Annotated in this window: 24 protein-coding genes; all 24 read left to right on the top strand. The window is 46.0% G+C overall.

Annotated elements, in window-relative coordinates; all coding sequences use genetic code 11:
- Nucleotides 1-4: 4 nt before the first annotated feature.
- The 24 genes from abc-f (at nucleotide 5) to H8R94_RS00625 (ending at nucleotide 26,441) form a co-directional block, all read left to right on the top strand.
- Entirely contained in the window at nucleotides 5-1,948 is a 1,944-nt protein-coding gene (gene abc-f / locus H8R94_RS00510) for a ribosomal protection-like ABC-F family protein (protein ID WP_186853587.1), read from the top strand.
- A gap of 110 nt (nucleotides 1,949-2,058) precedes the next feature.
- Complete coding sequence (locus H8R94_RS00515) at nucleotides 2,059-2,688, top strand: redox-sensing transcriptional repressor Rex (RefSeq protein ID WP_118281253.1); 630 nt, start codon at nucleotides 2,059-2,061, stop codon at nucleotides 2,686-2,688.
- A 21-nt stretch (nucleotides 2,689-2,709) separates the two neighbouring features.
- Nucleotides 2,710-3,387, top strand: coding sequence for a hypothetical protein (locus H8R94_RS00520; protein WP_118281252.1), 678 nt, complete (start codon nucleotides 2,710-2,712; stop codon nucleotides 3,385-3,387).
- The gene (locus H8R94_RS00525; protein WP_186853588.1) at nucleotides 3,384-4,877 is read left to right on the top strand and encodes an NAD(P)H-hydrate dehydratase; all 1,494 of its coding nucleotides are present in this window, start codon (nucleotides 3,384-3,386) and stop codon (nucleotides 4,875-4,877) included. The genes H8R94_RS00520 and H8R94_RS00525 overlap by 4 nt, the downstream gene beginning before the upstream one ends.
- 2 nt (nucleotides 4,878-4,879) lie before the next feature.
- Entirely contained in the window at nucleotides 4,880-6,046 is a 1,167-nt protein-coding gene (gene alr, locus H8R94_RS00530) for an alanine racemase (protein WP_330592942.1), read from the top strand.
- 66 nt (nucleotides 6,047-6,112) lie between these two features.
- Nucleotides 6,113-6,460: a type II toxin-antitoxin system PemK/MazF family toxin gene (locus H8R94_RS00535; RefSeq protein ID WP_118281249.1), complete on the top strand. Its 348-nt coding sequence runs from the start codon at nucleotides 6,113-6,115 to the stop codon at nucleotides 6,458-6,460.
- Nucleotides 6,461-6,509: 49 nt separating this feature from the next.
- The gene (locus H8R94_RS00540) at nucleotides 6,510-7,808 is read left to right on the top strand and encodes a hemolysin family protein (protein WP_118534812.1); all 1,299 of its coding nucleotides are present in this window, start codon (nucleotides 6,510-6,512) and stop codon (nucleotides 7,806-7,808) included.
- Nucleotides 7,809-7,861: 53 nt separating this feature from the next.
- Entirely contained in the window at nucleotides 7,862-8,590 is a 729-nt protein-coding gene (locus H8R94_RS00545; RefSeq protein WP_118281247.1) for a YebC/PmpR family DNA-binding transcriptional regulator, read from the top strand.
- 27 nt (nucleotides 8,591-8,617) lie between these two features.
- Complete coding sequence (glgA, locus tag H8R94_RS00550; protein WP_118281246.1) at nucleotides 8,618-10,072, top strand: glycogen synthase GlgA; 1,455 nt, start codon at nucleotides 8,618-8,620, stop codon at nucleotides 10,070-10,072.
- A gap of 95 nt (nucleotides 10,073-10,167) precedes the next feature.
- Nucleotides 10,168-10,830: a ClpP family protease gene (locus H8R94_RS00555; RefSeq protein ID WP_118281245.1), complete on the top strand. Its 663-nt coding sequence runs from the start codon at nucleotides 10,168-10,170 to the stop codon at nucleotides 10,828-10,830.
- Nucleotides 10,831-10,912: 82 nt separating this feature from the next.
- Nucleotides 10,913-11,785: an undecaprenyl-diphosphate phosphatase gene (locus H8R94_RS00560; RefSeq protein WP_118281244.1), complete on the top strand. Its 873-nt coding sequence runs from the start codon at nucleotides 10,913-10,915 to the stop codon at nucleotides 11,783-11,785.
- Between the two features lie 26 nt (nucleotides 11,786-11,811).
- A complete protein-coding gene (locus H8R94_RS00565) occupies nucleotides 11,812-14,658 on the top strand; it encodes an FtsK/SpoIIIE family DNA translocase (protein WP_118281243.1) in 2,847 nt (948 codons plus the stop codon).
- A 53-nt stretch (nucleotides 14,659-14,711) separates the two neighbouring features.
- Nucleotides 14,712-16,382 (top strand): formate--tetrahydrofolate ligase, encoded by a 1,671-nt coding sequence (locus tag H8R94_RS00570; protein WP_118281242.1) that lies wholly within the window; start codon nucleotides 14,712-14,714, stop codon nucleotides 16,380-16,382.
- 26 nt (nucleotides 16,383-16,408) lie between these two features.
- Nucleotides 16,409-17,254 (top strand): bifunctional methylenetetrahydrofolate dehydrogenase/methenyltetrahydrofolate cyclohydrolase FolD, encoded by an 846-nt coding sequence (gene folD / locus H8R94_RS00575; protein WP_118281241.1) that lies wholly within the window; start codon nucleotides 16,409-16,411, stop codon nucleotides 17,252-17,254.
- Nucleotides 17,255-17,263: 9 nt separating this feature from the next.
- A complete protein-coding gene (locus tag H8R94_RS00580; protein ID WP_118281240.1) occupies nucleotides 17,264-18,457 on the top strand; it encodes a chitobiase/beta-hexosaminidase C-terminal domain-containing protein in 1,194 nt (397 codons plus the stop codon).
- A 73-nt stretch (nucleotides 18,458-18,530) separates the two neighbouring features.
- The gene (gene rlmH, locus H8R94_RS00585; RefSeq protein WP_118281239.1) at nucleotides 18,531-19,010 is read left to right on the top strand and encodes a 23S rRNA (pseudouridine(1915)-N(3))-methyltransferase RlmH; all 480 of its coding nucleotides are present in this window, start codon (nucleotides 18,531-18,533) and stop codon (nucleotides 19,008-19,010) included.
- Nucleotides 19,011-19,058: 48 nt separating this feature from the next.
- Entirely contained in the window at nucleotides 19,059-19,349 is a 291-nt protein-coding gene (locus tag H8R94_RS00590; protein ID WP_118281238.1) for a YabP/YqfC family sporulation protein, read from the top strand.
- On the top strand, nucleotides 19,346-20,581 hold the full coding sequence (locus tag H8R94_RS00595; protein WP_118281237.1) for a sporulation protein YqfD: 1,236 nt from the start codon (nucleotides 19,346-19,348) through the stop codon (nucleotides 20,579-20,581). Before H8R94_RS00590 ends, H8R94_RS00595 begins: the two co-directional genes overlap by 4 nt.
- The gene (locus H8R94_RS00600) at nucleotides 20,574-21,596 is read left to right on the top strand and encodes a PhoH family protein (protein WP_118281236.1); all 1,023 of its coding nucleotides are present in this window, start codon (nucleotides 20,574-20,576) and stop codon (nucleotides 21,594-21,596) included. Before H8R94_RS00595 ends, H8R94_RS00600 begins: the two co-directional genes overlap by 8 nt.
- On the top strand, nucleotides 21,571-22,770 hold the full coding sequence (locus H8R94_RS00605; RefSeq protein ID WP_118281235.1) for a hypothetical protein: 1,200 nt from the start codon (nucleotides 21,571-21,573) through the stop codon (nucleotides 22,768-22,770). Before H8R94_RS00600 ends, H8R94_RS00605 begins: the two co-directional genes overlap by 26 nt.
- A complete protein-coding gene (gene ybeY / locus H8R94_RS00610) occupies nucleotides 22,767-23,270 on the top strand; it encodes an rRNA maturation RNase YbeY (RefSeq protein WP_118281234.1) in 504 nt (167 codons plus the stop codon). The genes H8R94_RS00605 and ybeY overlap by 4 nt, the downstream gene beginning before the upstream one ends.
- A complete protein-coding gene (locus H8R94_RS00615) occupies nucleotides 23,263-24,357 on the top strand; it encodes a DUF3048 domain-containing protein (RefSeq protein ID WP_118281233.1) in 1,095 nt (364 codons plus the stop codon). Before ybeY ends, H8R94_RS00615 begins: the two co-directional genes overlap by 8 nt.
- Nucleotides 24,358-24,374: 17 nt before the next feature.
- Nucleotides 24,375-26,039 (top strand): putative polysaccharide biosynthesis protein, encoded by a 1,665-nt coding sequence (locus H8R94_RS00620; protein ID WP_243238423.1) that lies wholly within the window; start codon nucleotides 24,375-24,377, stop codon nucleotides 26,037-26,039.
- A gap of 42 nt (nucleotides 26,040-26,081) precedes the next feature.
- A complete protein-coding gene (locus H8R94_RS00625; protein ID WP_118281231.1) occupies nucleotides 26,082-26,441 on the top strand; it encodes a hypothetical protein in 360 nt (119 codons plus the stop codon).
- Nucleotides 26,442-26,483 lie beyond the last annotated feature (42 nt).

The following is a 26,483-nucleotide window of genomic DNA, read 5'->3' on the forward strand; positions in this document are numbered from 1 at the left end:
AGCCATGATTTTATCCTGCCAGAATCTTTCGAAATCTTTCGGAAGTGATGACATCATAAAGAATGTCTCTTTTCAGATCAATGAAGGAGACAAGGTAGCCATTGTCGGAAATAATGGTGCAGGAAAATCAACACTGCTAAAGATGATAACGGGTGAGTTGGATACCGATGCAGGAACGGTTGTTTTTGCCAAGGATACCACCATCGGTTATCTGGCGCAGTATCAGAATATGGAAGGAAATGAGACGGTCTATCAGACCGTCTATTCTTCGCGTACAGATATTTTGGAAATGCAGACAAACCTGCAAAAAATGGAAGAACAGATGACAAAACTGACAGACCATGCCTTAGATGTACTGCTTGTCCGCTATCATGAGATGCATGATGTTTTTGATCATATGAACGGTTATGCGTATGAATCGGAAGTACAGGGCGTGCTTCGTGGACTTGGTTTTTCCGAAGAGGATTTTTCAAAGACGATGGATATGCTTTCCGGTGGACAAAAAACCCGTGTATCTCTCGGAAGACTCCTTGTTATGAAACCGGACATCCTGCTTTTAGATGAGCCGATCAACCATTTGGATCTGAATTCTATTGAGTGGTTAGAGAACTTCCTTATGAATTATAAGGGAACCGTTGTTATTGTAGCACATGATCGTTATTTTCTGGATCGTATCGTTACAAAGGTTATTGATATCAGCATGCATACTGCACATGTTTACAAAGGGAATTATTCTGCCTTTGCCATGCAAAAAGAAGAGATCCGTAAGACCATGATGCGTGAATATGAAAAACAGCAGGCATCCATTGCCCATCAGCAGGAAGTCATTGATAAGTTAAAACAGTTTAACCGTGAAAAATCCATCAAACGTGCAGAGAGCCGTCAGAAAGCCCTCGATAAAATGGATGTTATGGAAAAACCGATCGATGCGCAGGAACATATGAAATTGTCCTTGCAACCAGATGTGACAAGCGGCAATGATGTACTGGAACTGATCGGACTTTCAAAATCCTATGATGGCATGCCGCTCTTTTCTAACGTAGATTTCCTTTTGCAAAGAGGTGAGCACGTTGCCATCCTTGGTGATAACGGTACAGGAAAGACAACATTGCTTAAGATCATCAATGAGATTGTGACCGCAGATTCCGGCTCTTTCCGGCTCGGCGCAAATGTTACGATTGGTTATTACGATCAGGAACAACAGGTTTTGGATGATGACAAAACACTCTTTGAAGAAATGAGCGATGCCTATCCAAACTTAAACAATACAAAGATTCGCAATGTGCTTGCGGCATTCATGTTTTTAGGGGATGACTGCTACAAGAGGATCGGCGATCTGAGCGGTGGAGAGCGTGGACGTATCTCCCTTGCCAAACTCATGTTGTCCGGTGCCAACTTTTTGATCTTAGATGAGCCGACTAACCATTTGGACATGGAGTCCAAGGAGATCCTGGAAAATGCCATCAATGCCTATGAGGGAACGGTGCTTTATGTGTCACATGACCGTTATTTTGTCAACCAGACTGCAGACAAGATTTTAGAACTTGAAAACCATCAGTTCAGCGTATATCTGGGTAATTATGATTATTTCATCCAAAAGAAAACAGAGCGTATGGCACAGGAAAAAGCAGTACAAGATGCAAAGCGTGGTGATACAGAATCGATTTCCGGACAATCTGAAGGAAAGACGGATTGGAAGCAGCAAAAGAAGATCCAGAGCGAAAAGCGCAAGGTAGAAAATCGTCTGGCAGAGGTGGAAGACCGCATTGCCTCCTGCGAAGAAGACCTGCGTCAGATCGAGGAAGAATTTGCCAAGGACGATGTGGCGACAAATTCGGCAAAGCTTAATGAATTATCACAAAAACAGGAAAAGTTACAGGAAGAATTGGATGCCCTCTATGAAAGTTGGGAAGAATTGTCGGAGACACTGACAAATGACTTCGCATAGGATAGGCGGATTCTGTTAAAAATTTGACATATATATTTAAAATATTTATAATTTTTATATAAATATGATATACATGTCATCATTGACAGTGGAAGTAGGGGGAATTTAACGTGGAAAAGGAAATATCCCAGGCAGTCATTCGTCGTATGCCAAGATATTACAGATATTTAGGAGAATTGCTTGATGCAGGAGTGGAGCGCATTTCGTCCAACGAACTCAGCAGTTGTATGCATGTGACGGCATCCCAGATCCGGCAGGATCTCAACAATTTTGGTGGTTTCGGTCAGCAGGGCTATGGCTATAATGTTCAGTACTTATATGATGAAATCGGCAAGATCTTAGGATTGAATGAGACACACAATGTGATCGTGATCGGTATCGGTAACTTGGGGCAGGCAATCGCCAATTATGTTAAGTTTGAAAAATTAGGTTTTAAGATCGTCGGTCTGTTTGATGTCAATCCGGCATTGAAGGGGAAAGAGGTAAGAGATATCCCAATCCGTATGTTGGAGGAATTACCAGAATTTGTAAAGACAACACGTGTGGATATTGCGGCACTGACCCTGCCAAAGCAGAATGCAGAAGCGACCGCGGCACAGTTATCTTCCCTGGGCGTACATGCCATCTGGAATTTTGCCCATGTCGATCTGGATGATGTGGAGGATATGGTCGTAGAGAATGTGCATCTATCCGATAGTCTGATGCAGCTTTCTTACAATATTGCCAACCACAAAAAATAGTTTTCAAAAGAAGGTGAGCGTATGGAACGACAGGCGTTTACAGAAGCACTGGCGAAAACAAAAATACCCATTCTGGTCTTGGATCAGAAATGGCACCGGCTTTTTGCCTTAGATGGCAAGCCCAAAGAGGTGCAGGAACTGGAAAGCCAGTTGAAGGAGATCTTGGAGCGGCAGGGACGCCTGACGCAGGAGTTAAAGGATTTAAAGAAGGTCAAGTCATCCCTTATGCAGAATATCGTAGAGCATATGGACGCAGAGGAGGACAAGGAGACGCACAGCCGGCAGATGGACGAGAACAAACGGCTGATCGAGGAAGTCAAGGAAAAGATCGCAGCCAACGAGGATGCCCTTTTGGAGATCCCAAAGGAGATACAGACCTGCAATGACGCGCTGATGATGGAGACCATGACCTTTTGTTATGATCGTCTGCGCACCAATTGCAAAGAAGCCGAGGAGATTGCGGAATGGATCAAAAAGGTCCGGGTAGAATTAAAAAAGAACATCATCCGCAAACAGAATCGGGAGATCAACAATAAAGAAATCTATGCATATATGCATGATATATTTGGAAAAGATATCATCAATCTTTTTGATGTACAAAATGATGATGTGGATCTGATCACAGGAGAGGATCGCCCGTCCGGTGATACGACCCAGGACAAACAGTTATCAAAAGATGTACAAAAAGGAGACGTATGAAATATATTTTAAACAGTCGCGAAATGAAACAATGCGATAGCCGCACGATCGAGCATTATGGTCTGCCTTCCATGGTGCTGATGGAGAGAGCCGCGTTATCGGTTGTTTCATTTTTGCATGAAAGAGATTTGTGGCAAAAGAAGATCGTCATACTATGTGGAAGTGGCAACAATGGTGGGGATGGACTCGCCATTGCAAGGCTTTTATACTTAGAGGGGGGTCAGGTGTCGGTATTCCTGGTGGGCGATTTTTCCAAGGCTTCGCCGGAAAACATGGCGCAGCAAAAGATCTGTCGGCAGTATGGCATGGAATTGTCTAGTTCTACGGATACACTTGCAGACGCCCAGGTGATCGTGGATGCCCTGTTTGGTATCGGGCTTTCCAGAGAATTGGGCGGTGACTATCCTGCACTTTTGCAAGAGGTCAATGCCATGGATGCCTACCGGCTGGCGGTGGATATACCATCCGGTGTATCTGCGGATGACGGACAGATCATGGGGCAGGCATTTTTGGCGGATGCGACCATAACCTTTGCTTTTGCCAAGGTCGGACAGATGCTTTATCCGGGGAAAAAATACTGTGGTGAATTGATCGTATCTGCAATCGGAATCGAATCATGCAGTCTGGCAGATCAGGTTCTTCCTTGTAAGAGCCTGGAAAAAGAAGATCTAAAACAACTACCGCAGGCAAGCCCGGATGATCACAAGGGAAGCCGGGGAAAGGTGCTTGTGATCGCAGGCAGTGAGGATATGGCAGGCGCGGCTTATCTTGCATCGAAAAGTGCTCTGACGAGTGGTGCCGGCATGGTCAAGGTCTATACACCAAGATGCAATCGTGACATCATTTTGACACGATTCCCGGAAGCCATTCTTGTTACCTATGATAAATGGAATGAAAAGCAGTTGTTGGAAGAACTTGCTTGGGCGGATGCCATAGCCATAGGACCGGGGCTTGGAAAGTCTAATCTGGCGGAGAACCTGGTCCGCACGACTTTAGAAAATGCTGCAGTGCCGATGGTGGTGGATGCGGATGCGTTGGGGATTCTGGCAGAACATTTACAGTGGCTGAAAAAGCCGCATACAGAGACCGTCATCACTCCGCATCTGGGTGAAATGGCACGCCTGATGGGCAGTCCGCTTATGTATGTGACTGACCATAAATTATCCATAGCACAGGATTTTGCAAGAGATTATCAGGTCATTTGTGCACTTAAGGATGCGGCTACGATCGTATCCGTGCCTTATGCCACGACTTATATCAATGCGAGCGGCTGCAGCGGTATGGCGACAGCCGGCAGTGGTGATGTCTTGACCGGTGTGATCGCAGGATTGATCGCGCAGGGCTTAAGACCGGAAGATGCGGCATCACTGGGCGTTTACCTGCATGGACTTGCGGGAGAGGAAGCCGCAAGGACAGAGGCTAATCTTTGCATGCAGGCAGGTGACATCATAAAAGGAATAAAAACGATCTATCAGAAAGAAGGAAGATGACAGTGGAAATAGAAAAAAGGCGTGTTTACGCCATCGTAGATTTTGATGCCTTAGATCAAAATGTGCAGGCAATGGAAGAAAAACTGCCGCAGGACGTCGGCATGATGGCTGTTATCAAGACCAATGCCTACGGGCATGGTGCTAAGGCAATTGCTAAGCATTTAGAGGACAATGACCGCATCAGCGGTTATGCGGTTGCAACGGCAGAAGAAGCCTTGGAACTGCGAAAAGCAGGCATTGGGAAGATGATTCTGATCTTAGGCTATGTCTTTGAAAAAGATTATGAAGATCTGATTCTGCAGGATATCCGTTTTGGGATTTACCGCAAGGATGTGGCGCAAGCCTTGGATGCGGCAGCGGAAAAATGTCATAAAAAGGCACTGATCCACATCAAGATCGATACCGGTATGCACAGGATCGGCTATCCGGTCTGTCAGGAATCGGTAGAAGAGATCAAAGAGATTGCAGGGCTCAAACATCTTTGCCTGGAAGGTATCTTTACCCATTTTGCCCGAGCGGATGAAGCGGATAAATCTTATGCAAAAAAGGCATATAGCTTATTCAAGGATATGATAGGAGCACTGCAAAAAGAGGACATTACGTTTCCGATATGCCATTGCTGCAACAGTGCCGCTATCTTAGAACTGCCGGGCTATCATGAAAATATGGTGCGTGCAGGCATTACTTTATACGGTCTGTGGCCGTCAGAGGAGATGGATCATGCCTTTCCTTTGCATCCGATTTTATCTCTTTACAGTCATATCGTACACATCAAGACCCTTCCGGCGGGAAGTGCGATCAGTTATGGCGGCACCTATGTCACTGAAAGAGAAAGCCGGATCGCGACGATCCCGGTAGGATATGGCGACGGCTATCCTCGTTCTTTATCCAGCAAGGGCTATGTGCTTGTGCGCGGCAAGCCTGCACCGATCGTGGGCAGGGTCTGCATGGATCAGATGATGGTGGATGTAACGGATATCCCGGATGCAGAATATCTGGACCGCGTGACCTTGATCGGTCAGGATGGGAACGCAGTCATTTCTATGGAGACACTGGGAGAAATGTCCGGGCGTTTTAACTATGAACTGGCATGTAATCTGGGAGACCGCATTCCACGTTTTTATCAGAAGGACGGCGCATGCGTTGACGAAATGAATTATTTTGCATAATCTAATATGAATAGCTTTTGAAATTGTGGAAATACTATTTATAAATTCAATTTTGGAGAGTGTAGTATGACAATTAAAAGAGGCGATATTTATTATGCAGACTTGCGACCGGTCGTCGGCTCGGAACAAGGCGGGATCCGACCGGTACTGATTATTCAAAATGATGTCGGAAATATCCATTCTCCGACCGTGATCTGTGCAGCGATCACATCACAGTTGCACAAGGCAAAATTGCCGACACACGTTTCATTGGATAGTGGTAAATATGATCTGGTCAAGGATTCGGTCGTACTGTTGGAGCAGCTTCGCACCATCGATAAGACCAGACTTAAGGATAAGATATGTCATCTGGATAATCAGGTTTTATTTGAGATTGATAAAGCATTAGAGATCAGTCTGGAATTGCTTACATAGCAGTTTCAAAGATTTTCACATAAGAAAGGAAATGAGGGAATAGAATACCATGGATGAAGGAGTCAGGTGTTTGATCTGCATGATCGTATTTTGCCTATGTGCTATCATGCAGATCATCATTAGTAGTTTTAAGATCGCGATCGATCATATCAACGACAGTGATCTGGAGGAGTTACAAAAAGGGGATCCTGCCAAGGCAGGGTGCTTAGAGCGTTATCACAGTGATGATCATTTGCTGGTCATCAGCAGTTCCTTTTTGCGGATTTTTTCCGGGATCGGCATTGTAGCAAGTTCTTTTTACCTGCTTTACAATGGACTGTCGGACATTGCAGAAAATACATGGGAAAGGGTCTTATTTGCAATTCTTGTGTATGTGGTCTTTGTCGTATTATATGCGGTTTTCTTTTTTGGAACTCTTTATCGTATCAGTTCCAAAAAGCATTGTAAGATCGCACTGCGCTATCTGGGAGCCTATGAGACCTTGCGAAAAGTTTTTCGACCTCTGATCCTTTTGTATGATCTTCTCAGCAAGAAGATCAGCGGTCTTTTTGGGGTAGATCCCAAGGAGGAAGTGGATGATGTCACGGAAGATGAGATCATTTCCATTGTCAATGAGGGACATGAGCATGGGGTGCTGTTAGCCAGTGAAGCCGCCATGATACATAACATCTTTGAATTCGGCGACAAGGACGCCAAGGATATCATGGTCCACCGCAGGCAGATCATTGCCCTGGATGGCGAAATGACCTTTGGCGAGGCGCTTACCTTTATGCAGGATGCACCTTTTTCCCGTTATCCGGTTTATTTGAACGATCTGGATAATATCATCGGTCTTTTACATATTAAAGATGCACTAGTCTTTGCCAAAGACCATAAGACTTACGGGCAGAAACTGCGGGATTTTGACAAACTACTGCACTCACCGGAATTTGTGCCGGAGACCCACAGTTTAAATACCTTATTTGCCAAGATGCAGTCCAAGAAAAAGCACATGATGATCGTGGTGGATGAGTATGGGCAGACCAGCGGTATTATTTCTATGGAGGATATCTTAGAGGAGATCGTGGGCAATATCCAGGACGAACACGACAAGGAGGAAGCGTCCATCGAACAGGTCGCACCGAATTTTTACCGCATGGATGGCGGCACTTCCCTAGAAGAAGCGGCAGAGGTTCTGGGGATTACCTTCCCAGAGGACTACGAGACCTTAAATGGTTTCTTGATCTCCCATATTGACAAGATCCCGGAGGAACATGAGACTTTTGAAGTGCAATACAAGGGCTACCGCTTCAAAGTGCTGGATGTAGAAGGAAAAATGATCCGGCAGGTACAGGTGTTTGCCATATAAAACAAAAAATGATACACTGGATAAGAATACTTTAGAAAAGAGGATATAATTTTATGTCAGGACATTCAAAATTTGCTAACATTAAGCATAAGAAAGAGAAAAATGATGCTGCAAAGGGTAAGGTATTTACCATTATCGGACGTGAGATCGCAGTAGCGGTCAAGGAAGGCGGACCGGATCCTGACAATAACAGCAGACTTCGTGATGTTATTGCCAAGGCAAAGGCCAACAATATGCCAAACGATACCATTGAAAGAGGTATCAAGAAAGCTGCCGGTGATGCAAATGCAGTCAATTATGAATCGGTTACATATGAAGGCTATGGACCAAACGGTACAGCCATCATCGTTGATGCTTTGACCGATAACAAGAATCGTACCGCTGCCAATGTGCGCAGCGCTTTCACCAAGGGCAAGGGCAGTCTTGGAACCCAGGGCTGTGTATCTTACATGTTTGATAAAAAGGGACAGATCATCATTGACAAGGAAGAGTGTGATCTGGATGCAGATGATCTGATGATGATGGCACTGGATGCAGGTGCAGAGGATTTCACAGAGGAAGAAGATTCCTTCATCGTGCTGACAGATCCGGATGATTTTTCTGTTGTCCGTGAAGCATTGGAGCAGGAGAAGATCGCTATGGCAGATGCACAGGTGACCATGATCCCGCAGACCTATGTAGAACTTACAGATGAGCAGGATCTTTACAACATCAACAAGATCTTATCTTTGCTGGATGAAGATGATGACGTTCAAGAAGTATATCATAACTGGGACGAGTAGTATTTTGATTCATTAGGAGGGGTTACTATGAAGAAAGTACTTTTTGCGGCAAGCGAGTGTGTGCCATTTGTCAAGACCGGGGGATTGGCTGACGTGGTAGGAGCCTTGCCAAAAGAATTTGACAGATCAGAATGGGATATCCGTGTGGTCCTGCCGGACTATACCTGTATCCCGCCACAATACCGTGATTCCTTTCAGTATGTGTGTCATTTCCAGATGGGGATGGGATCTTATATCGGCGAGCGCTATGTAGGCGTCATGCAGTATGAGTATCAGGGAATCACATACTATTTTATCGATAATCTGGAGTACTTTGAGTGCTTTTATCCTTATGGGGATACGCGCTACGATATCGAGAAATTTATTTTCTTTGACAAGGCAGTACTTTCCATGTTACCGCTCATTGACTTTCAGCCGGATATCATCCACTGCCATGATTGGCAGACAGGATTGATCCCTGTTTATTTAAAGACAGAATTTGCCGGTAATCCTTTCTTCTGGGGCATGAAGTCAGTCATGACTATACATAACCTCAAGTTCCAGGGTGTCTGGGATATCGAGACCATTCAGGGGATCTCCGGTCTGCCGATGGAACTCTTTACACCGGACAAATTGGAGTTCAAAAAGGGTGCCAATATGTTAAAGGGCGGTCTGGTCTATGCAGACTATATTACGACCGTCAGTGATACCTATGCAGGGGAGATCCAGACCCCTTATTATGGCGAGGGCTTGGACGGACTTCTGTCAGCCAGACATTTTGACATGCGCGGTATCGTCAATGGTATTGACTATGCTATGTATGATCCGGCAAAGGATGATTTGATCTTCAAAAATTACAGTGCATCCAATTTTAGAACAAACAAAAAGGTCAACAAGGAGAAGTTACAGGAGTTGCTTGGGCTTGTCGTAGACAAGAAAAAGTACATGATCGGGCTGATCTCACGTCTGACAGACCAAAAGGGACTGGATCTGGTCAATTACTGTATCGAGCGTCTGGTGGATGACAACACCCAACTGGTCGTAATCGGTACCGGCGAAGCCCAGTACGAGAATATGTTCCGTCACTTTGCATGGAAATACCCGGATCGAATATCCGCAAACATCTGTTATTCCGAGGATCTGGCTCACAAGTTATACGCAGCGGCAGATGCCTTTTTGATGCCGTCGCGCTTTGAACCGTGTGGTCTGACCCAGTTGATCTCTTTCCGCTATGGTACCGTGCCGATCGTGCGCGAGACAGGCGGCTTAAAGGATACGGTCATCCCTTACAATGAATATGAGCATACCGGGGATGGTTTCTCCTTTGCCAATTATAATGGGGATGAACTTTTGAACACTGTCAATTATTCCAAGTATGTTTTCTTTGAAAAGAAGGCAGAGTGGAACAAGATGGTAGACCGTGGCATGCAAAAAGATTATTCATGGAAAAACTCTAAAGCCAATTATGAGGGACTTTACTCCTATCTGATGGGCGAGTCGTAATAGATACAAAAAGATGCGTCAGTTCTTAGGAACGGGCGCTTTTTGTATTTTTTCATATTCTTTGATGCACACTAAAAAGAAAAAGGAAGATTAAAATGGATAGTGTGAAGGAATATGGACAGGAAGTCATTACAACAGAAAAGGGACACAGGATCGGAATTGTGACCATCATAGGCGAGATCGAAGGACACACGCTTCTGGCTGCAAATGCTAAGACAACTAAATATGAACATATGATACCGCTTCTGATCGGCATGGAAAATGATGCCTCTGTAGACGGCATTCTTTTTGTCTTAAATACCATTGGCGGGGATGTGGAGTGCGGTCTGGCGATGGCAGAATTGATTGCTGCCATACAAAAGCCAACGATCTCTCTTGTGATCGGCGGCAGCCATTCCATCGGCATCCCACTGGCAGTCGCAACGGATTGTTCTTTTATCGTGCCGTCCGCGACTATGCTGGCACATCCGGTACGGATGAGTGGAACCGTACTGGGAGCACCCCAGACCTATTATCAATTCAACCAGATGCAGGAGCGGATCATTGGTTTTATCTGTAGGCATGCGGCGATCAAAAAGACACGTCTGGAAGAACTCATGCTTGCTAAAGATACCATGGCAAAGGATCTGGGAACTATTCTGGTAGGCGAAGAAGCAGTCAATGAAGGTTTGATCTCTCATGTGGGCAGTCTGGGGGATGCCATGCTGACCTTGGAAAGAATGATAGCAGGCAAAAAGACGGTGCAAAAAGGCGTGTAATCTGTAGAAAAGTAATAATGACAGCTTCTGGAAAATATGGTAATATTAAAAAGTTGGTAAAATCACATATATGGAGGTCATTATGTCATTATTGCAATCTATTTTCATGGGGCTGATTCAAGGATTAACGGAGTTCCTGCCGGTCAGCAGTTCCGGGCATCTTGCACTTTTTAAGGCATTATTTCATGTGCAGACAGATACCGGGATTATGTTTGACGTTTTACTGCATTTAGGGACTCTGGTTGCTATTTTTGCTGTTTACTATAAAGATATCTGGGAGTTGATCTGTGAGGGCGTATCTATTGTGATCGACTTTCTTGCCAATGTTGGCATCGCGATCGGCAATCTTTCTTCTTCCAGGAAAAAGAAGTACCGCAAGATGGTGGATACACCGTATCGCCGCTTTGTTATGTTGATCATTGTCTCGACTATCCCTACCGGTATCATGGGTGTTCTGGGACAGAACCTGATCGAAGCAGCATCTGCGACGGTATTGGTTCCGGGCATCTGTCTGATCATCACAAGTATTTTGCTCTTTATTTCCGATCGTGTGAAAACCGGTAAAAAGACCGAAGAAAACGCAAGTTATGGCAATGCGGTTGTGATCGGCGTATGTCAGGGCTTTGCTACACTTCCGGGCTTATCCCGCTCAGGAACAACGATCACGGCATGTCTTTTGAGCGGCTTCGATCGCACTTTCGCAGTAAAATACTCCTTTATCATGTCCATTCCGGCAGTGCTTGGGGCAGCCGTTTTGGAACTGAAGGATTTGAGTCTTGCAACAACAGCATCTTCTGAGATCGTCAATTATGTTGTCGGTATGGTGGTTGCCGCTGTCGTAGGATATATTTGTATCAAGACCATGCTTCTTGTTGTCCGCAAGAAGAAATTTACCATCTTTTCTGTATATTGCATGATCGTTGGTGTGATTGCAGTGATCGTAGGATGTATGTGATTATAAGATTAGGGGATTCGTAAATTATGGCTAATAAAACGACAAGTGCAAAACGGAATACGACCAAGACTTCCGCAAGCAAAAAGTCTACAGCCACAAAGAAACAGACGACGAAAAAGGGGACAAAACCGAAAACAACTGCCAAAAATGTCACAGTCGAGGCGGAAGTGGTCGATGTTGCAAAGGCAGAAGCCATCAAAGAGATCTTTTTGTGGATCTTCCTTGCGGTCTGTGTTCTCTTGTTTTTGAGTAATCTGGGGATCGGTGGGATCGTAGGTAATGCTGTCAGTAGTTTCTTCTTTGGCATTTTCGGCTTGGTTGCCTATCTGTTTCCCATCCTGCTTCTGGTGGCTACTTTCTTTGGCATTTCCAATCAGGGAAACCGGATCGCCACGATCAAACTGATCGCCGGTGGCGTGCTTACGGTTTTTCTTAGTGTTTTGGTGGAATTGTTTGCCCACGGGGATGCTCCTTATGCAGCCATGCGTGCTTTTTACTATGGACGAGAGAGCAAGGCTGGCGGCGGGCTTTTGGGAGGAATGATTGCATCCGGGCTGGTGGAAGGTTTTGGGCTGATCAGTGCTTATGTGCTTACCTTTGTCATCATGATCGTTTGCCTGATTCTCATTACGGAACGCTCTTTGCTACAGCAGGCAGGCAGTCGCAGACGTAGAAAGAAAAGACGCTATGCAGATCCAAATGAAGACCGCGAGGCAAGACTGGCAAGGATCCGGGCCGATAAGAAACGGCAGGCGGCTGCCGGTCAGGTAGATGAAAACGCGCCGCGCAGAGATCGGAAGATCTCAGGTGTGGCATTTGATACCAAGATGGAACCGGAGATCCAGGCGGTGCAGGCATCCTCGGATGAGGTGGAACAGGTACATATGGCACCGCAAAAGGATGTCGAGGTTAAGAATGTTAAGCGTGTGCCTTTATCTTCCAAGTGCACCGGATCTGCGTCTGTCATTGGGCTGGATGAGGAAAAGCCGGTAGAAACTGTTAAGGCAGAATCGGTACGTCCAAGCCGACGCATTAAGTTATCGACCCCACCTGTCGCCAATGTGACCACGGAAGCGCCTAAGGCAGAAAATGATCCGGTAAGACCGACTTCTCCGGTACAGCCACAAAGGCAGGCAGTTATGCCTTCTACGCCGGAATTTGTCAGGGCTGAGGAAAAGGAGACGGCAGCACCCACAGCGGCTGAGGCTGTGGCACCCCCGGAAAAACGTCCACGCAAGACAGCGGCAAGCATGCAGGAGACCCGAAAGAGTGCAGATCAGGTGGCAGATGAGATCGCCAAGAGCAAGCAGGAGACAAAGCCGGCGGCAGCCTATAAATTTCCAACCCTGTCACTTTTGAAAAAGAAGGCGGCGAGCGGAAACGGAAATTCCAAGGCAGAATTGGAAGCCACGGCAGACAAACTGGAACAGACCCTCCGCAATTTTGGCATCAATGTAGAGGTGACAGATGTCACCTGTGGACCGACGGTTACCCGTTATGAGTTGCAGCCGGAAGTGGGTGTACGCGTCAACCGTATCACCAATCTGGCAGACGACATCAAGTTGAATCTGGCGGTTACGGATATCCGTATCGAAGCGCCGATCCCGGGAAAGGCAGCCGTTGGTATCGAAGTGCCAAACAAAAATAAAGTCATGGTATCCTTTGAGGAAATGGCTTCCTCCGCAGAATTTAAAAAGGCAGAGTCCAAGGTGACTTTCTGTGCAGGGCGGGATATTGCGGGCAATGTCATTACGGCAAATATTGCCAAGATGCCCCACCTTTTGATCGCCGGTACGACAGGTTCCGGTAAATCCGTCTGCATCAATACGATCATCATGAGTATCTTATATAAGGCAAGACCGGACGAGGTCAAGTTTATCATGATCGATCCAAAGGTCGTTGAACTTAGTATTTACAATGGCATACCCCATCTGTTGATCCCGGTCGTTACCGATCCCAAAAAGGCGGCTGGGGCATTGCACTGGGCGGTTACGGAAATGGATGACCGCTATCAGAAATTTGCGGATGCCAGTGTGCGTGACATCAAATCTTACAATAAAAAACTGGAAGAACATAATTATCAGTTACCGATCAATTCCAATGGAGAATTGGGTACCTTTGAAAAGATGCCGGAAATGGTCGTGATCGTAGACGAGTTGGCAGACCTTATGATGGTTGCCGCCAAGGAAGTCGAGGAATCCATCTGTCGTCTGGCACAAAAGGCCAGAGCCGCCGGTATTTATTTGATCTTAGCAACCCAGCGACCATCTGTTGATGTCGTGACCGGTCTGATCAAGGCGAATATGCCGTCCCGTATCGCATTTGCGGTCAACAGTGGTGTGGATTCCAGAACCATTCTGGATATGTTCGGGGCTGAAAAACTCTTAGGAAACGGAGATATGCTTTATTATCCACAGGGCTATACCAAGCCGCTGCGTGTGCAGGGTGCCTTTGTCTCAGATGAGGAAGTGCAGGATGTAGTCGACTATATCAAGGGTAACAATGAAGAGGCTTCCTATGATGAAAATGTGACCAAGCATATTGAGTCCGGCGCGGACGGCAGTGATGGTGCTACCGCTATCGGAGGCGGCAGTGGTTTTGAAGATACGAGGGATTCCTATTTCGCAGAGGCAGGTCGTCTGATCGTATCCAAGGAAAAGGGCTCCATCGGCATGTTACAGCGCAACTTCAAGATCGGCTTTAACAGAGCAGCCCGCATTATGGATCAGTTGGAGGAGGCCGGAGTCGTGGGACCGGAAATGGGAACCAAACCTAGAACGGTACATATGACACCGACCCAGTTTGAGCAATTCTTAAATCCATCAGCAGTTTCAGCGGTGGAAGAGGAATATCCGGTCAGCGATGACTTTTAGGATAGAGGTTACTAGAGACCAGACAACATTTTACTTATGTAAGGAGAGAGAACATGAAAACAGACATCCAAATAGCACAGGAAGCGACCATGCTTCCGATCACCGAAATTGCAGAACAGGTAGGACTTACGCCAGATGACTTGGAAATGTATGGAAAATACAAGGCTAAGTTGTCAGATGAGTGTATGGAGCGCTTGGCAAAGGAAGAAGATGGCAAACTGGTACTTGTCACTGCAATCAATCCGACACCGGCAGGCGAGGGAAAGACGACGACCAGTGTAGGCCTTGGACAGGCTTTTGCAAAGTTAGGAAAAAAGGCAGTCCTTGCACTTCGTGAGCCTTCCTTAGGACCTTGCTTTGGTATCAAAGGTGGTGCTGCGGGCGGTGGCTATGCCCAGGTCGTTCCTATGGAAGATCTCAATCTGCATTTCACCGGAGATTTTCATGCGATTACTTCTGCAAATAACCTGCTGGCAGCCCTTTTAGACAATCATATCCAGCAGGGAAACGAACTTGGCATTGATCCAAGACAGATCAAATGGAAACGCTGTCTGGACATGAATGACCGAGTGCTCCGTAATATTGTCGTTGGCTTGGGCAGCAAGATGGACGGTATGGTAAGAGAGGATCATTTTGTCATTACCGTTGCATCTGAGATCATGGCGATCCTTTGTCTGTCAGATGATATGGCAGACTTAAAGAGAAGACTCGGCCGCATTATCGTGGCTTACAACTTTAAGGGAGAACCGGTTACGGCAGCAGACCTGCAGGCAGTCGGTTCCATGGCAGCCCTGCTAAAGGATGCTTTGAAGCCAAATATGATCCAGACTTTAGAGCATACACCGGCACTGGTGCATGGTGGTCCGTTTGCCAATATCGCACATGGATGCAACAGTGTGCGCGCGACAAAGATGGCACTGAAAATGGGAGATATCTGTGTGACAGAGGCAGGTTTTGGTGCTGATCTGGGCGCAGAGAAGTTCTTTGACATCAAGTCCCGCATGGCAGGTTTACACCCGGATGCCGTTGTTCTGGTAGCAACGATCCGTGCCCTCAAATACAATGGCGGCGTGGCAAAGGATGCCTTGTCAGAGGAAAATATGGATGCTTTGAAAAAGGGCATTGTCAATTTGGAAAAGCATATTGAAAACTTACAGAAATTTGATGTGCCGGTCGTAGTGACCCTCAATTCCTTTATTACAGATACCGAGGAGGAGACAGCCTTTGTCCGTGACTTCTGTGAGAAACGCGGCTGTGCCTTCGCTTTATCCGAAGTATGGGAAAAAGGCGGTCAGGGCGGCGTTGCCTTGGCAGAGACCATTTTGGATGTCCTAGATCATAAGGAAAGTCATTTCGCACCGATCTATCCGTCTGAAATGTCATTAAAGGACAAGATCGCTACGATCGCCAAGGAGATCTATGGTGCCGCAGATGTTTCTTATGCACCGGCTGCGGAAAAAGAACTGGCTCATATTACGGAACTAGGGATGGGAGATTTCCCTGTCTGTATGGCAAAGACCCAGTATTCCCTTTCTGATGATGCAAAGAAACTGGGAAGACCGGAAGGCTTTACCTTGAATGTAAGAGAAGTCTATGCAAGTGCCGGTGCAGGCTTTGTGGTGGTTGTTACAGGAGCCATCATGACTATGCCGGGCTTGCCAAAGAAGCCGGCAGCATTTGGAATTGATGTTTCAGATGACGGTGTGATCACCGGATTATTTTAAAAAAGACTGGAAAGCGAGAAGATACAATGGCAGAAATCATTGATGGAAAGAAGATTTCACAGGAGATCAAGGACGAGTTAAAGGAAAAAGTAGCCGCTATGCATGCGCAGGGGCAGGAAGTGACCTTAGCAGTGGTTCTGGTAGGACAGGATCCGGCATCCTGCGTTTATGTGCGCAATAAGAAAAGAGCCTGTGAGTACATCGGCATCCGCTCTTTGTCCTATGAACTGGCAGAGGATACCAGCGAAGAAGAGGTGCTGGCGCTCATTGACAAATTAAATGGCGACAAGGATGTAAATGGTATTTTGGTACAACTGCCGCTCCCGAAACATATGGACGAGGACAAGATCACCAGAGCCATTGATCCGCTTAAGGATGTCGATGGTTTTCATCCGCAGAATGTCGGTGCACTTTCCATCGGTCTGCCGGGCTTTGTATCCTGCACACCGGCAGGCATTATCCAGTTGTTAAAGCGCAGTCATATTGACATGGAAGGCAAGCATTGTGTGATCGTAGGACGCAGCAATATCGTTGGAAAACCGATGGCACTTTTGATGCTGCGCGAAAATGCTACGGTCACTGTGACCCATTCCAAGACCAAAGATCTTGCTTCTGTGACCAGACAGGCAGATATCCTGATCGTTGCGATCGGCAAGAAGCAGTTTATTACGGCAGACTATGTCAAAGAGGGAGTCGTTGTCATTGATGTTGGTATGCATCGGGATGAGAACAACCATTTGTGTGGGGATGTGGCATATGATGAGGTAGCATCGCATTGTTCCGCCATTACACCGGTTCCGGGGGGTGTTGGACCGATGACGATCGCTATGCTCATGCATAATTGTCTGGAATCCGTTGATCTGCAAAAATAGGAGATTGCTATGAAATGTAGTAAATGTGGAGCCGAGATTGATGCCGGCAGTGTTTTTTGTAAAAAATGTGGGGAACCGGTGCAGATGGTGCCGGACTACAATATCTTAGAGGATGATTTTCTGATATCCCTTCTGGAAGAAGAAAAATCAGCCGGAAAAACGGAAGAAAATCAGCCGGAGACAGCTGGACAAAATGTCCAGTCGGATAAGAAGACTTCCGCCGGTGGCAAGAGTGCTTCTACCGCTAAAAAGGCAGTAGAAGAAAATCCGGAAAAGAAAAAGGGCTTTGCGGGGCTTTGGGCAAATAAGAAGGCAAGAGCTGGTTTGATCGGTGGGATCATTGCCCTGTGTCTTGTGCTGGTCTTTTTGACCGTTTATATGACATCTTACGACCATTATGTCGCCAAGGGCAAGACTTTGGATACAAAAGAGGATTATACAGGTGCTTTGGTCTATTACAATCGTGCCATAGAAAAGAACGATACCAAGACAAAGGCGAAGATACTTGCAGCCAATGACTATATCAAGTTGGAAGAATATGATACAGCGGAAAGTTTATTATTAGAGGTGATCGCTCAAGATGATGATAACGTTTCTGCCTACAAATCGCTGATCGTTCTATATCTGACCACAGGCGATTATGATAAGTTGACCAATTTACAGACACAGGCTTCCAGCCAGAAACTACTGGATCTCTTTAATGACAACCTCTTGTCCGCACCGGTCTTTTCCGTAGACGGAGGAAAATATGATGATGATGTCACCATCGAACTTTCCTGCAAGACAGGCAAGATCTATTATACCTTAGATGGCAGTGATCCGACTGAGGGCGGCATTCTTTATACGGAAGCCTTTACTTTAGAGGAGGGCACGACGACGGTCAAGGCGGTATGTGAAAATGACGACAAGACCAGTCAGGTAGTTGAAAAGAATTATAAGATCACCTATGCTGACCCGGATTATCCGGTTGTCACCCCATCCGGCGGCAGTTTCACGACGCCAACGACGATCACTGTGGAAGTGCCGGAAGGTGCAAGTGTCTATTATACCTGGGACGGTACGACACCGACACAGGCTTCTGCCAAGTACACAGGACCGATCGAGATGATGGAGGGCAACAATATCTTATCTCTGATCCTTGTAGATAAGCATGGCAAGACCAGTGACGTTTTAGAGTGTAATTACAAATATATACCACAATAGTAAGAAAGAAGCATTAAGACCGCAGGAATTTCCTGTGGCTTTAATGCTTTGCTTATATGGAGGAAATTAAGGTATGAATATTACCATCTTGTGTGTCGGACAGATCAAGGAAAAATATTTTCGTGATGCGATCGCAGAATACCAAAAGCGTCTGAGCCGCTACTGCAAATTGCAGATGATCGAAGTTGCCGATGAAAAGACCAAGGAAAATGCATCCGAGGCGGAAAACGATCTGATCCGCAAAAAGGAAGGTGAGCGTCTGCTCAAACACATCAAAGACAGCGATTATTGTATCACCTTAGAAATCGATGGAAGGATGCTGACATCGGAAGGCTTATCCAAGGAAATCGACCGTCTGGGACTGGCGGGTAAGTCCAGTCTGGTCTTTGTGATCGGTGGTTCGATCGGTTTGGATACCGCTGTTTTAAAACGCAGTGACTATGCCTTGAGTTTTTCAAAGATGACCTTTCCACATCAGTTGATGCGGGTCATTCTTTTGGAGCAGATCTACCGGTCTTACCGCATTATGCGTGGCGAGCCATATCACAAGTAAAAAGACCTTTTGAGGCATATGTTTCTGGCATGACTCATATACTGCATTATGATGAAAAATGATAAGAGGACGATCGGCAATCTTTTAGAGCGGGAGGAACCGCTGGAAAATCCTTTGATGATCGGTATGATCCAATTGACCCTTCTGGGAAACCGCAGCGCCTTGATCGAAAATTACAAGGGTCTGATCGAGTATCATGACAAACTGATCATTGTGCAGTCCAAGGAGGAGGAAGTCAGCATTTTGGGAGATCATCTGCGGATCTGCTATTATACCAGGACCGAGATGCAGATTGCCGGAAACATTGAAAAAATAGAGGTAAAGGAAAAGAATCATTGATCTTATTTCGTTTTCTTAAAGGCTATGTGTGCGTAGCATTTACAGGAGATGATCTTCCCCGTCTGATCAGAATATGTATTAGCCGGGGGATTTTTTTATGGGATGTAAAGAGTCAGGATCCTTATCATATGCAGGCTATGCTCTACGGAAACGATGTCTGGAAATTGCATGACATACTGCATAAGACCAAATCTAGGGTGCGGATACAAAAGAAGATCGGTCTGCCCTTTTCTTTGCACAGATACCGTCACAAGGCTGGCTATGTCCTGGGCATCTTCGCCATGCTTGCCCTTCTTTTTTATGTCTCAGGTTATATCTGGATGATCCGGGTGTCGGGCAATTCCTTTGTGACGGAGGAAATGCTGGAATCCTATCTGAGCCGGAAAGGACAGGGAATCGGCAGCAAAAAGAAAGACATGGATTGCGAGATTCTGGAAAAAGAAATCCTTGCAGATTTTCCGGAGGTCATCTGGGTATCGGTTTCCATGGAAGGTTCCTCCTTACAGATCGCTATGAAAGAAAAGATGGCGGCAGCCGAAGAAGCGCAGACGGAAGAAAAAAGCGGCATGGACCTGCTTGCACCATGCGATGGTAAGGTCACGTCTCTTTATGTACGCGATGGAACGGCGGCAGTGGAAAAGGGAAGCGATGTCAAAAAGGGGGATGTCCTGATCTATGGCTGGATCGCCATCACCAACGATGCCGGAGACCAGACTTTGGCATATGCTCCCAAAAATGCGGACGGGGATGTTTTGATCGAGGGCGTCTATGCCTTTTCCTTTGCGGAAGAAATGACCTATCAGAAAAGGATCGAGATGGGGCAGCGTAGGGAATACCTTGTCTTTGGCACCAATGGTTCTTATTTTAATGTCGTTCCCTATATGTTGGGAAAAACACAGCATACGACCTTAAGAGAGATCCATCCGATCTCTCTGGGAGGCGTTTGGGATCTTCCAATCTATTGCAACTATTTGACAGAAAAATCCTATAAATTGCAGAAAACGTCACATAGTAAAAAAGAAATGCAGGAAATCATGCAAATACATCTTGACGACTTGCAAAAAAACTTTGAGGAAAAAGGTATTCAAATAATGGATAAAAATGTTATTATGGAATACAGTAATGATTTGTGCACCATGCACGGAGAATTGCTTTTGCAATCTCCGGCGACCGAAAAGAAACAAACGGACCTGCCGGAAATATCCGATATAAAGGAAAGCATTTATGAGTGAAAAAGAATGTATTCTTGATATACCAGTAGAACATCTGGAGAATATCTTTGGGCAGTTTGATGCCAATATTAAACTGATCGAACAGACACTTTCGGTTACCTTTATCGCACGCGACGACCGCTTAAAGGTAATCGGAGAGGAAGACAAGATCAAAAGTGCAGCTGATATCATGCAGCGTCTTTATGCACTTTCAAAAAAGGGAGAGACGATCACCAAGCAGGAAGTCAATTATCTGCTGGGACTGACCGAACAGAAACTGCCGACCAAGGCGGTGGAAGATCTGGCAGACGACTGTATCTGTCATACGACCTCCGGTAAGCCGATCAAGCCCAAGACGATCGGACAAAAAGCCTATGTGGATGCGATCCGGGATCAGATGATCACTTTTGGTATCGGTCCGGCAGGTACCGGTAAGACATATCTTGCCATGGCAATGGCGATCACGGCCTTTCAGCGGGAAGAAGTCAGCCGTATCATCCTGACACGACCGGCGATCGAAGCCGGAGAGAAACTTGGCTTTTTGCCGGGGGATATGCAGAGCAAGGTAGATCCTTATCTGCGTCCTTTGTATGATGCCCTTTATCAGATCATGGGGGCAGAGAGTTTTGCACGCAATATGGAAAAAGGTCTGATTGAGGTGGCACCGCTTGCCTATATGCGAGGCAGGACTCTGGATAATGCCTTTATCATCCTAGACGAGGCACAGAATACGACACCGGCGCAGATGAAGATGTTTCTGACCCGTATCGGTTTTGGATCCAAGGCGGTCATTACGGGAGATGCGACACAAAAGGATCTTCCGGCAAGTGCCAGATCCGGTCTGGATGTGGCTGTGGATGTCCTTAGCAGTGTAGATGAGATCAGTATCTGTAAATTGAGCGGTGCGGATGTTGTCCGACATCCTCTGGTACAAAAGATCGTACACGCATACGAGGTCTACGAGAAGAAAGAAGATACGAAAAACAAAAAGAAAAAGGTTGGAAAGACACATGGAAAAGACCGTGGAAGAAAATAATATTTCCAGCAAAAGACTGACATACTGTCTGGGTATGGGACTTCTTTTCCTGGCGGGGCAGGTCTTACTTTGCCTAGGACAAGAGATCCTTTTGGATCAACTTTTATGCCTTGTAACTTTAGACATCAGTTTCTTTCTGATCTTTATGCTTGCCCTGATGAAGCACCGTTTATTAGGAGAACTTCCCCAGAAGCAGTCCGCTTCTTATCAAAAGGTATTTTTATCGGTCTTGCCGGCGTGGGCAGTCCTGCTTGCAGGATCCTTTTGTCCGCATTTTTTTACACCGGTCTTGCTGATCGGCATACTTTTGTTTCCGGCAATGGATGATGTGCTTGCCTTAGGACTTGGACTTTATATGGTCTTACTCTTAGGTATCACACAAAGTCTCAGCCTGTATGAGATCGTCTGCTATAGCCTTTTGGTCATCTGTGGTATTTTATTGACCCCTTATTTGCAGGGCAGGGAAAAGACGTCGTTTTTTGGCATTCATTTGCTTTATTTTGTTCTGGGATTTTTACTGCCGATCGTATTTTATTATCTTTCCCATCACACACTGGGGATCCGACAGGTCTTGTGGGGATTGGGGGATGGCATAGCCTACGCTTTTGTAGTTCTTGCCCTGGTTCCCTGGCTTCTACAAAAAAATCAGACAGAACTGGAAGGATCATATCGGCTTTTTTTGGAAGATACCTATCCGCTGGTCATGGATATCCGACGGTTTTCTATGGCAGAATACAATCACGGCAGGCGGGTTTCGCGTTTAGCGGGGATCTGCGCGGGTGAGATCGGTGCAGATGCACCCTGTGCTATGATGGCAGGATTTTATTACCGACTGGGCAAGATGGAAGGCGAGCCGGAGATTGACAATGCACTGCGGCTGGCAAACAACCATTGTTTTCCGACTGATGTCATGGCGGTCATGGAGGAATACGGGGGTATTTTGCGCCTGCCACAGACACCGGAATCGGCGATCGTGCACATGGTAGATGCTCTGGTGACCAAGATCGAACTTTTGGATCAGGATACTATGTCTAGCACATGGAACCAAGATATGGTAATATATCAGACGTTGAATGAATTATCGCAAAAGGGGATCTATGACGAGTCGGGGATCAGCATCAATCAGTTTTTGAAGATCCGTGAGAAATTAGTCCGGGAGGATTCTTTGTTATGACATTATTATTAGAAGAAGAGGTGGATATCCCATTTTCCTTTGACTACCGCAAGGTGGCAGAGGATGTCATTGATAAGGCTTTGGAAGTGGAAGAATTTCCATACGAAGTCGAGGTGAGCCTGGTACTTACCGATGACGCGGCGATCCATGAATTAAACCAGCAATTCCGGGAAATGGACCGGTCTACGGATGTATTGTCTTTTCCTATGATGGATTATCCGGCACCGGGAGACTTTTCTTTGCTTGATCTGTCGGCAACATCAGAAAATGATGAACTGATCTTAGGAGATATTGTGATCTCTGTAGATCATGTTTTGGCGCAGGCAAAAGAATACGGACATTCCCGGAAGAGGGAATATGCTTTTTTGATCGCACACAGTATGCTGCATCTGATGGGCTATGATCATATGACCCCGGATGAGGCAACCCTTATGGAAGAAAAACAGTCTTATATCTTAGATTTATTACATATTACGAGGGAGGAAGAAAAGAATGTCTAAGAAAGCATTGATCGGCATTATCTGTGCCGTTGTAGTGGCGCTCGCAGGAGGCACTGCTGCATTTGTTGTCACCCATCAGAAAAAAGATGATGGGCAGACCAAAGAGGTCGTTGAAAAAGAGGAAGAAGTCAACCATGACGGACAGGTCAAATCTTATCTGACCGGAGAATGGGTAGATCAGTCGATCGGCCGCAGTCGTGCCGTTGCCGTCATGACAGAGAATACCAAAGCGGCTCTGCCACAGTATGGTATCAATTCTGCCGGTGTTTTGTATGAGGCTCCGGTTGAAGGCTCGATCACCAGAATGATGGCGATCTACGAAGATTATGCCGATCTGACACAGATGGGAAATGTGCGTAGTTGTCGTCCGTATTATGCCCAGTTTGCTGCAGAGTTTGATGCCATTTATGTGCATTTCGGACAGAGCGTACAGGGCGAGCAACTGCTTGCTACCGGTATCGTGGATAATCTGAGCGGCTTGGACGGATCTTTGGGAGATACATTCTACCGTACCAGCGAACATGCTGCACCACACAACGCATATACGAGTGCAGAGGGTATCGCCAGCGGTATTGCAAAGAAGGGGTACGACACACAGTATGATGCATCTTATGACGGACACTATATCTTTGCAGAGGATGACAGTCCAAATACCTTATCCGCAGGCACAGACTGTGTGGTTGTAAAGCCGTATTATTTCTACAACCATCCGTATTTTATTTACAATAAGGATAGCCAGACCTATGCCAGATACCAGTTTGGCGCTGAGCAGATCGACGCTGTGGACGGTAAGCAGGTAGAGGTTTCGAATATTATTTTCCAGAACGTCAATAATAGTATCTATGAGGGAACCCAGTACTTAAATATTACCGTTTCCGGTTCCGGAGAAGGTAAGTTCTTTACCCAGGGTAAGATGATCGACATCACATGGCGCAAGGGCGATGACGGTATCACACATTACTATGACAACGACGGCAATGAGATCGTTTTAAATCAGGGTAAGACATGGGTATGCATCATCCAGAGTCAGTATGCAGATGACTCCGCATTCTATGCGACCGAAGAGGAATTCTCATCAGCACAGTAAGAGTTAAGAGGTAAAAATTGGGTAAGTCAAAGAACAGTGATGCCAGTTTTATTATGCAGGGATCCATCCTTGCCATTGCATCCATTATCAGCCGTATCGTGGGACTTATTTATCGTATCCCGTTGACGGCGATCATTGGAAAGACGGGTAATGATTATTATGGAACGGCATACAGTATATACAATATTATATTGATCATGTCATCATTCAGTCTGCCGCTGGCGGTCTCCAAACTGGTCGCATCCAGAATGGGAAATGGCAGAGCAAAAGATGCTTTCCGGGTATTTAAGGGAGCGCTTGGATTTGCTATCGTTAGTGGCGGGCTTGGTGCTTTGCTCTTGTATTTTGGTGCCGATTACTTTACCGGGACACTGCTAAAGACACCTTTGAGTGCAATCGCTCTTAAGGTTCTGGCACCGACCGTATTTGTCGTGGCTCTGCTCGGTGTATTCCGAGGATTTTTCCAGGGCTTAAATACCATGATGCCGAGTGCCTTTTCCCAGGTAGCGGAGCAGATCTTAAATGCCATCGTCAGTGTGGTTGCCGCTTATATGCTTTATTCCTACGGAAAGAGGGTAGGAGCGGTATTAGGTGATGCGGATGCTTACGCGGCAGCCTATGGTGCTGCGGGTGGAACCCTTGGTACGGCGGCAGGTGCCTTTCTGGCTTTCCTATTTGTGCTCTTTGTTTATCTGGTCTATCGGAAACGCTTTAAAAAGCGTATGCGGCGCGACCATCATCGCGAGCAGGAGTCCTATGGACATGTATTAAAGATGCTTTTACTGACCATTTTCCCGATCCTGCTCAGCACGATCGTTTACAATGTCAGCACCCTTATTGACCAGGGGGTATTTAAAAATATCGCATCTTTACAAGGCTATTCCGCAAAGCAGATTTCGGAATGGTGGGGTGTATATTCCGGTCAGTTTATTGTTCTGACCAATGTGCCGATCTCCATTGCATCTTCTTTGGCGGCATCCAGTGTACCGAGTCTTTCTACAGCATACCATGCCAAAGATTTTGATACGGTAAATCGACAGATCTCTCTGGCGACACGTTTTATTATGGTCATTGCAATTCCGTCAACGATTGGCATGGCAATCTTGGGCAGACCGCTCAACCTGCTTTTATTCCATGATGGAGACAAGACGACTATGATGATCATGCTGCTGGGAACCATTTCCATTGCACTCTTTGGACTATCGACCCTGACCAATGGACTTTTGCAGGGGATCGACCGCATGAAGACACCGGTTATCAATGCTGTGATCTCTTTGTTGGTACATGTCATAGCCTTATTCCTTTTGATGGAACTGTTTGATCTGAATATCTATGCGGTCGTGATCGCTAATAATATTTACGGACTGTGTGTCTGCATCTTAAATGATCTGGCACTGCGCCGTTATAGTGGAGCAAGCGTGAATCTGCAAAAGACCTATATCATTCCGCTGTTTGCGTCCATCGTGATGGGAATCGGAGTTTTCCTGTCCTATGAACTGGTGCACAAGATCATCAATTCCAATGCAATTGCAACGATTCTTAGTATCTGTGTCGGTGTTCTGATCTACTTTGTTCTGCTTTTGCTGATGAAGGGACTGACAGAATCCGAACTGGCGCGTATGCCAAAAGGCAATACTATCATTGCGCTGGCAAAGAAAATGCACTTGTTGCAGGAATCATGAATATATTTTTTTGAAATGCAAATACTGTTTGTGGTGATGAAAATGAAACGAACAAACAGTATTTGTATTTTTTTATGTATTGGACTGGTGGCTCTGGCACTCATCTTTTTTGCCATTGCAAAAACAAGTGAAAAAGACCAGAGAGAGGCGGAGGAAGAAGACAGGATGCTTCTGACCGAAAATTCCAGCATACCAAGTGCCAGTGAAAACCAGGCAAAGTATATGGTGCTCTTAGAAAATGACACGGTCGTAGTTTATGAGATCGTTGACTGGAAAAAGTATCTGACGACGGATATCGCAAAGGAGCGCCTGCCGGAAGATGTGGTCGAAGACTTAAGAGACGGCATGGATTTTTCCAGCGAAAAAGATCTCTTTGCCTTTTTGGAAAATTACAGCAGTTAGTTATATAAAACTGCCTCGCCAGTGTTGAGAATTGACAGGGCT

Origin of the sequence: Roseburia lenta, from assembly GCF_014287435.1 — a bacterium.
GTDB classification, from domain to species: domain Bacteria; phylum Bacillota; class Clostridia; order Lachnospirales; family Lachnospiraceae; genus Pararoseburia; species Pararoseburia lenta.

Excerpts from the sequence above, each read along its gene's own strand:
- abc-f (WP_186853587.1), top strand. The coding sequence starts at position 5 with ATGATTTTATCCTGCCAGAATCTTTCGAAATCTTTCGGAAGTGATGAC.
- H8R94_RS00520 (WP_118281252.1), top strand. The coding sequence starts at position 2,710 with ATGGAACGACAGGCGTTTACAGAAGCACTGGCGAAAACAAAAATACCC.
- H8R94_RS00525 (WP_186853588.1), top strand. The coding sequence starts at position 3,384 with ATGAAATATATTTTAAACAGTCGCGAAATGAAACAATGCGATAGCCGC.
- H8R94_RS00535 (WP_118281249.1), top strand. The coding sequence starts at position 6,113 with ATGACAATTAAAAGAGGCGATATTTATTATGCAGACTTGCGACCGGTC.
- H8R94_RS00540 (WP_118534812.1), top strand. The coding sequence starts at position 6,510 with ATGGATGAAGGAGTCAGGTGTTTGATCTGCATGATCGTATTTTGCCTA.
- H8R94_RS00545 (WP_118281247.1), top strand. The coding sequence starts at position 7,862 with ATGTCAGGACATTCAAAATTTGCTAACATTAAGCATAAGAAAGAGAAA.
- glgA (WP_118281246.1), top strand. The coding sequence starts at position 8,618 with ATGAAGAAAGTACTTTTTGCGGCAAGCGAGTGTGTGCCATTTGTCAAG.
- H8R94_RS00555 (WP_118281245.1), top strand. The coding sequence starts at position 10,168 with ATGGATAGTGTGAAGGAATATGGACAGGAAGTCATTACAACAGAAAAG.
- H8R94_RS00560 (WP_118281244.1), top strand. The coding sequence starts at position 10,913 with ATGTCATTATTGCAATCTATTTTCATGGGGCTGATTCAAGGATTAACG.
- H8R94_RS00565 (WP_118281243.1), top strand. The coding sequence starts at position 11,812 with ATGGCTAATAAAACGACAAGTGCAAAACGGAATACGACCAAGACTTCC.
- H8R94_RS00570 (WP_118281242.1), top strand. The coding sequence starts at position 14,712 with ATGAAAACAGACATCCAAATAGCACAGGAAGCGACCATGCTTCCGATC.
- folD (WP_118281241.1), top strand. The coding sequence starts at position 16,409 with ATGGCAGAAATCATTGATGGAAAGAAGATTTCACAGGAGATCAAGGAC.
- H8R94_RS00580 (WP_118281240.1), top strand. The coding sequence starts at position 17,264 with ATGAAATGTAGTAAATGTGGAGCCGAGATTGATGCCGGCAGTGTTTTT.
- rlmH (WP_118281239.1), top strand. The coding sequence starts at position 18,531 with ATGAATATTACCATCTTGTGTGTCGGACAGATCAAGGAAAAATATTTT.
- H8R94_RS00590 (WP_118281238.1), top strand. The coding sequence starts at position 19,059 with ATGATGAAAAATGATAAGAGGACGATCGGCAATCTTTTAGAGCGGGAG.
- H8R94_RS00600 (WP_118281236.1), top strand. The coding sequence starts at position 20,574 with ATGAGTGAAAAAGAATGTATTCTTGATATACCAGTAGAACATCTGGAG.
- H8R94_RS00605 (WP_118281235.1), top strand. The coding sequence starts at position 21,571 with ATGGAAAAGACCGTGGAAGAAAATAATATTTCCAGCAAAAGACTGACA.
- ybeY (WP_118281234.1), top strand. The coding sequence starts at position 22,767 with ATGACATTATTATTAGAAGAAGAGGTGGATATCCCATTTTCCTTTGAC.
- H8R94_RS00615 (WP_118281233.1), top strand. The coding sequence starts at position 23,263 with ATGTCTAAGAAAGCATTGATCGGCATTATCTGTGCCGTTGTAGTGGCG.
- H8R94_RS00625 (WP_118281231.1), top strand. The coding sequence starts at position 26,082 with ATGAAACGAACAAACAGTATTTGTATTTTTTTATGTATTGGACTGGTG.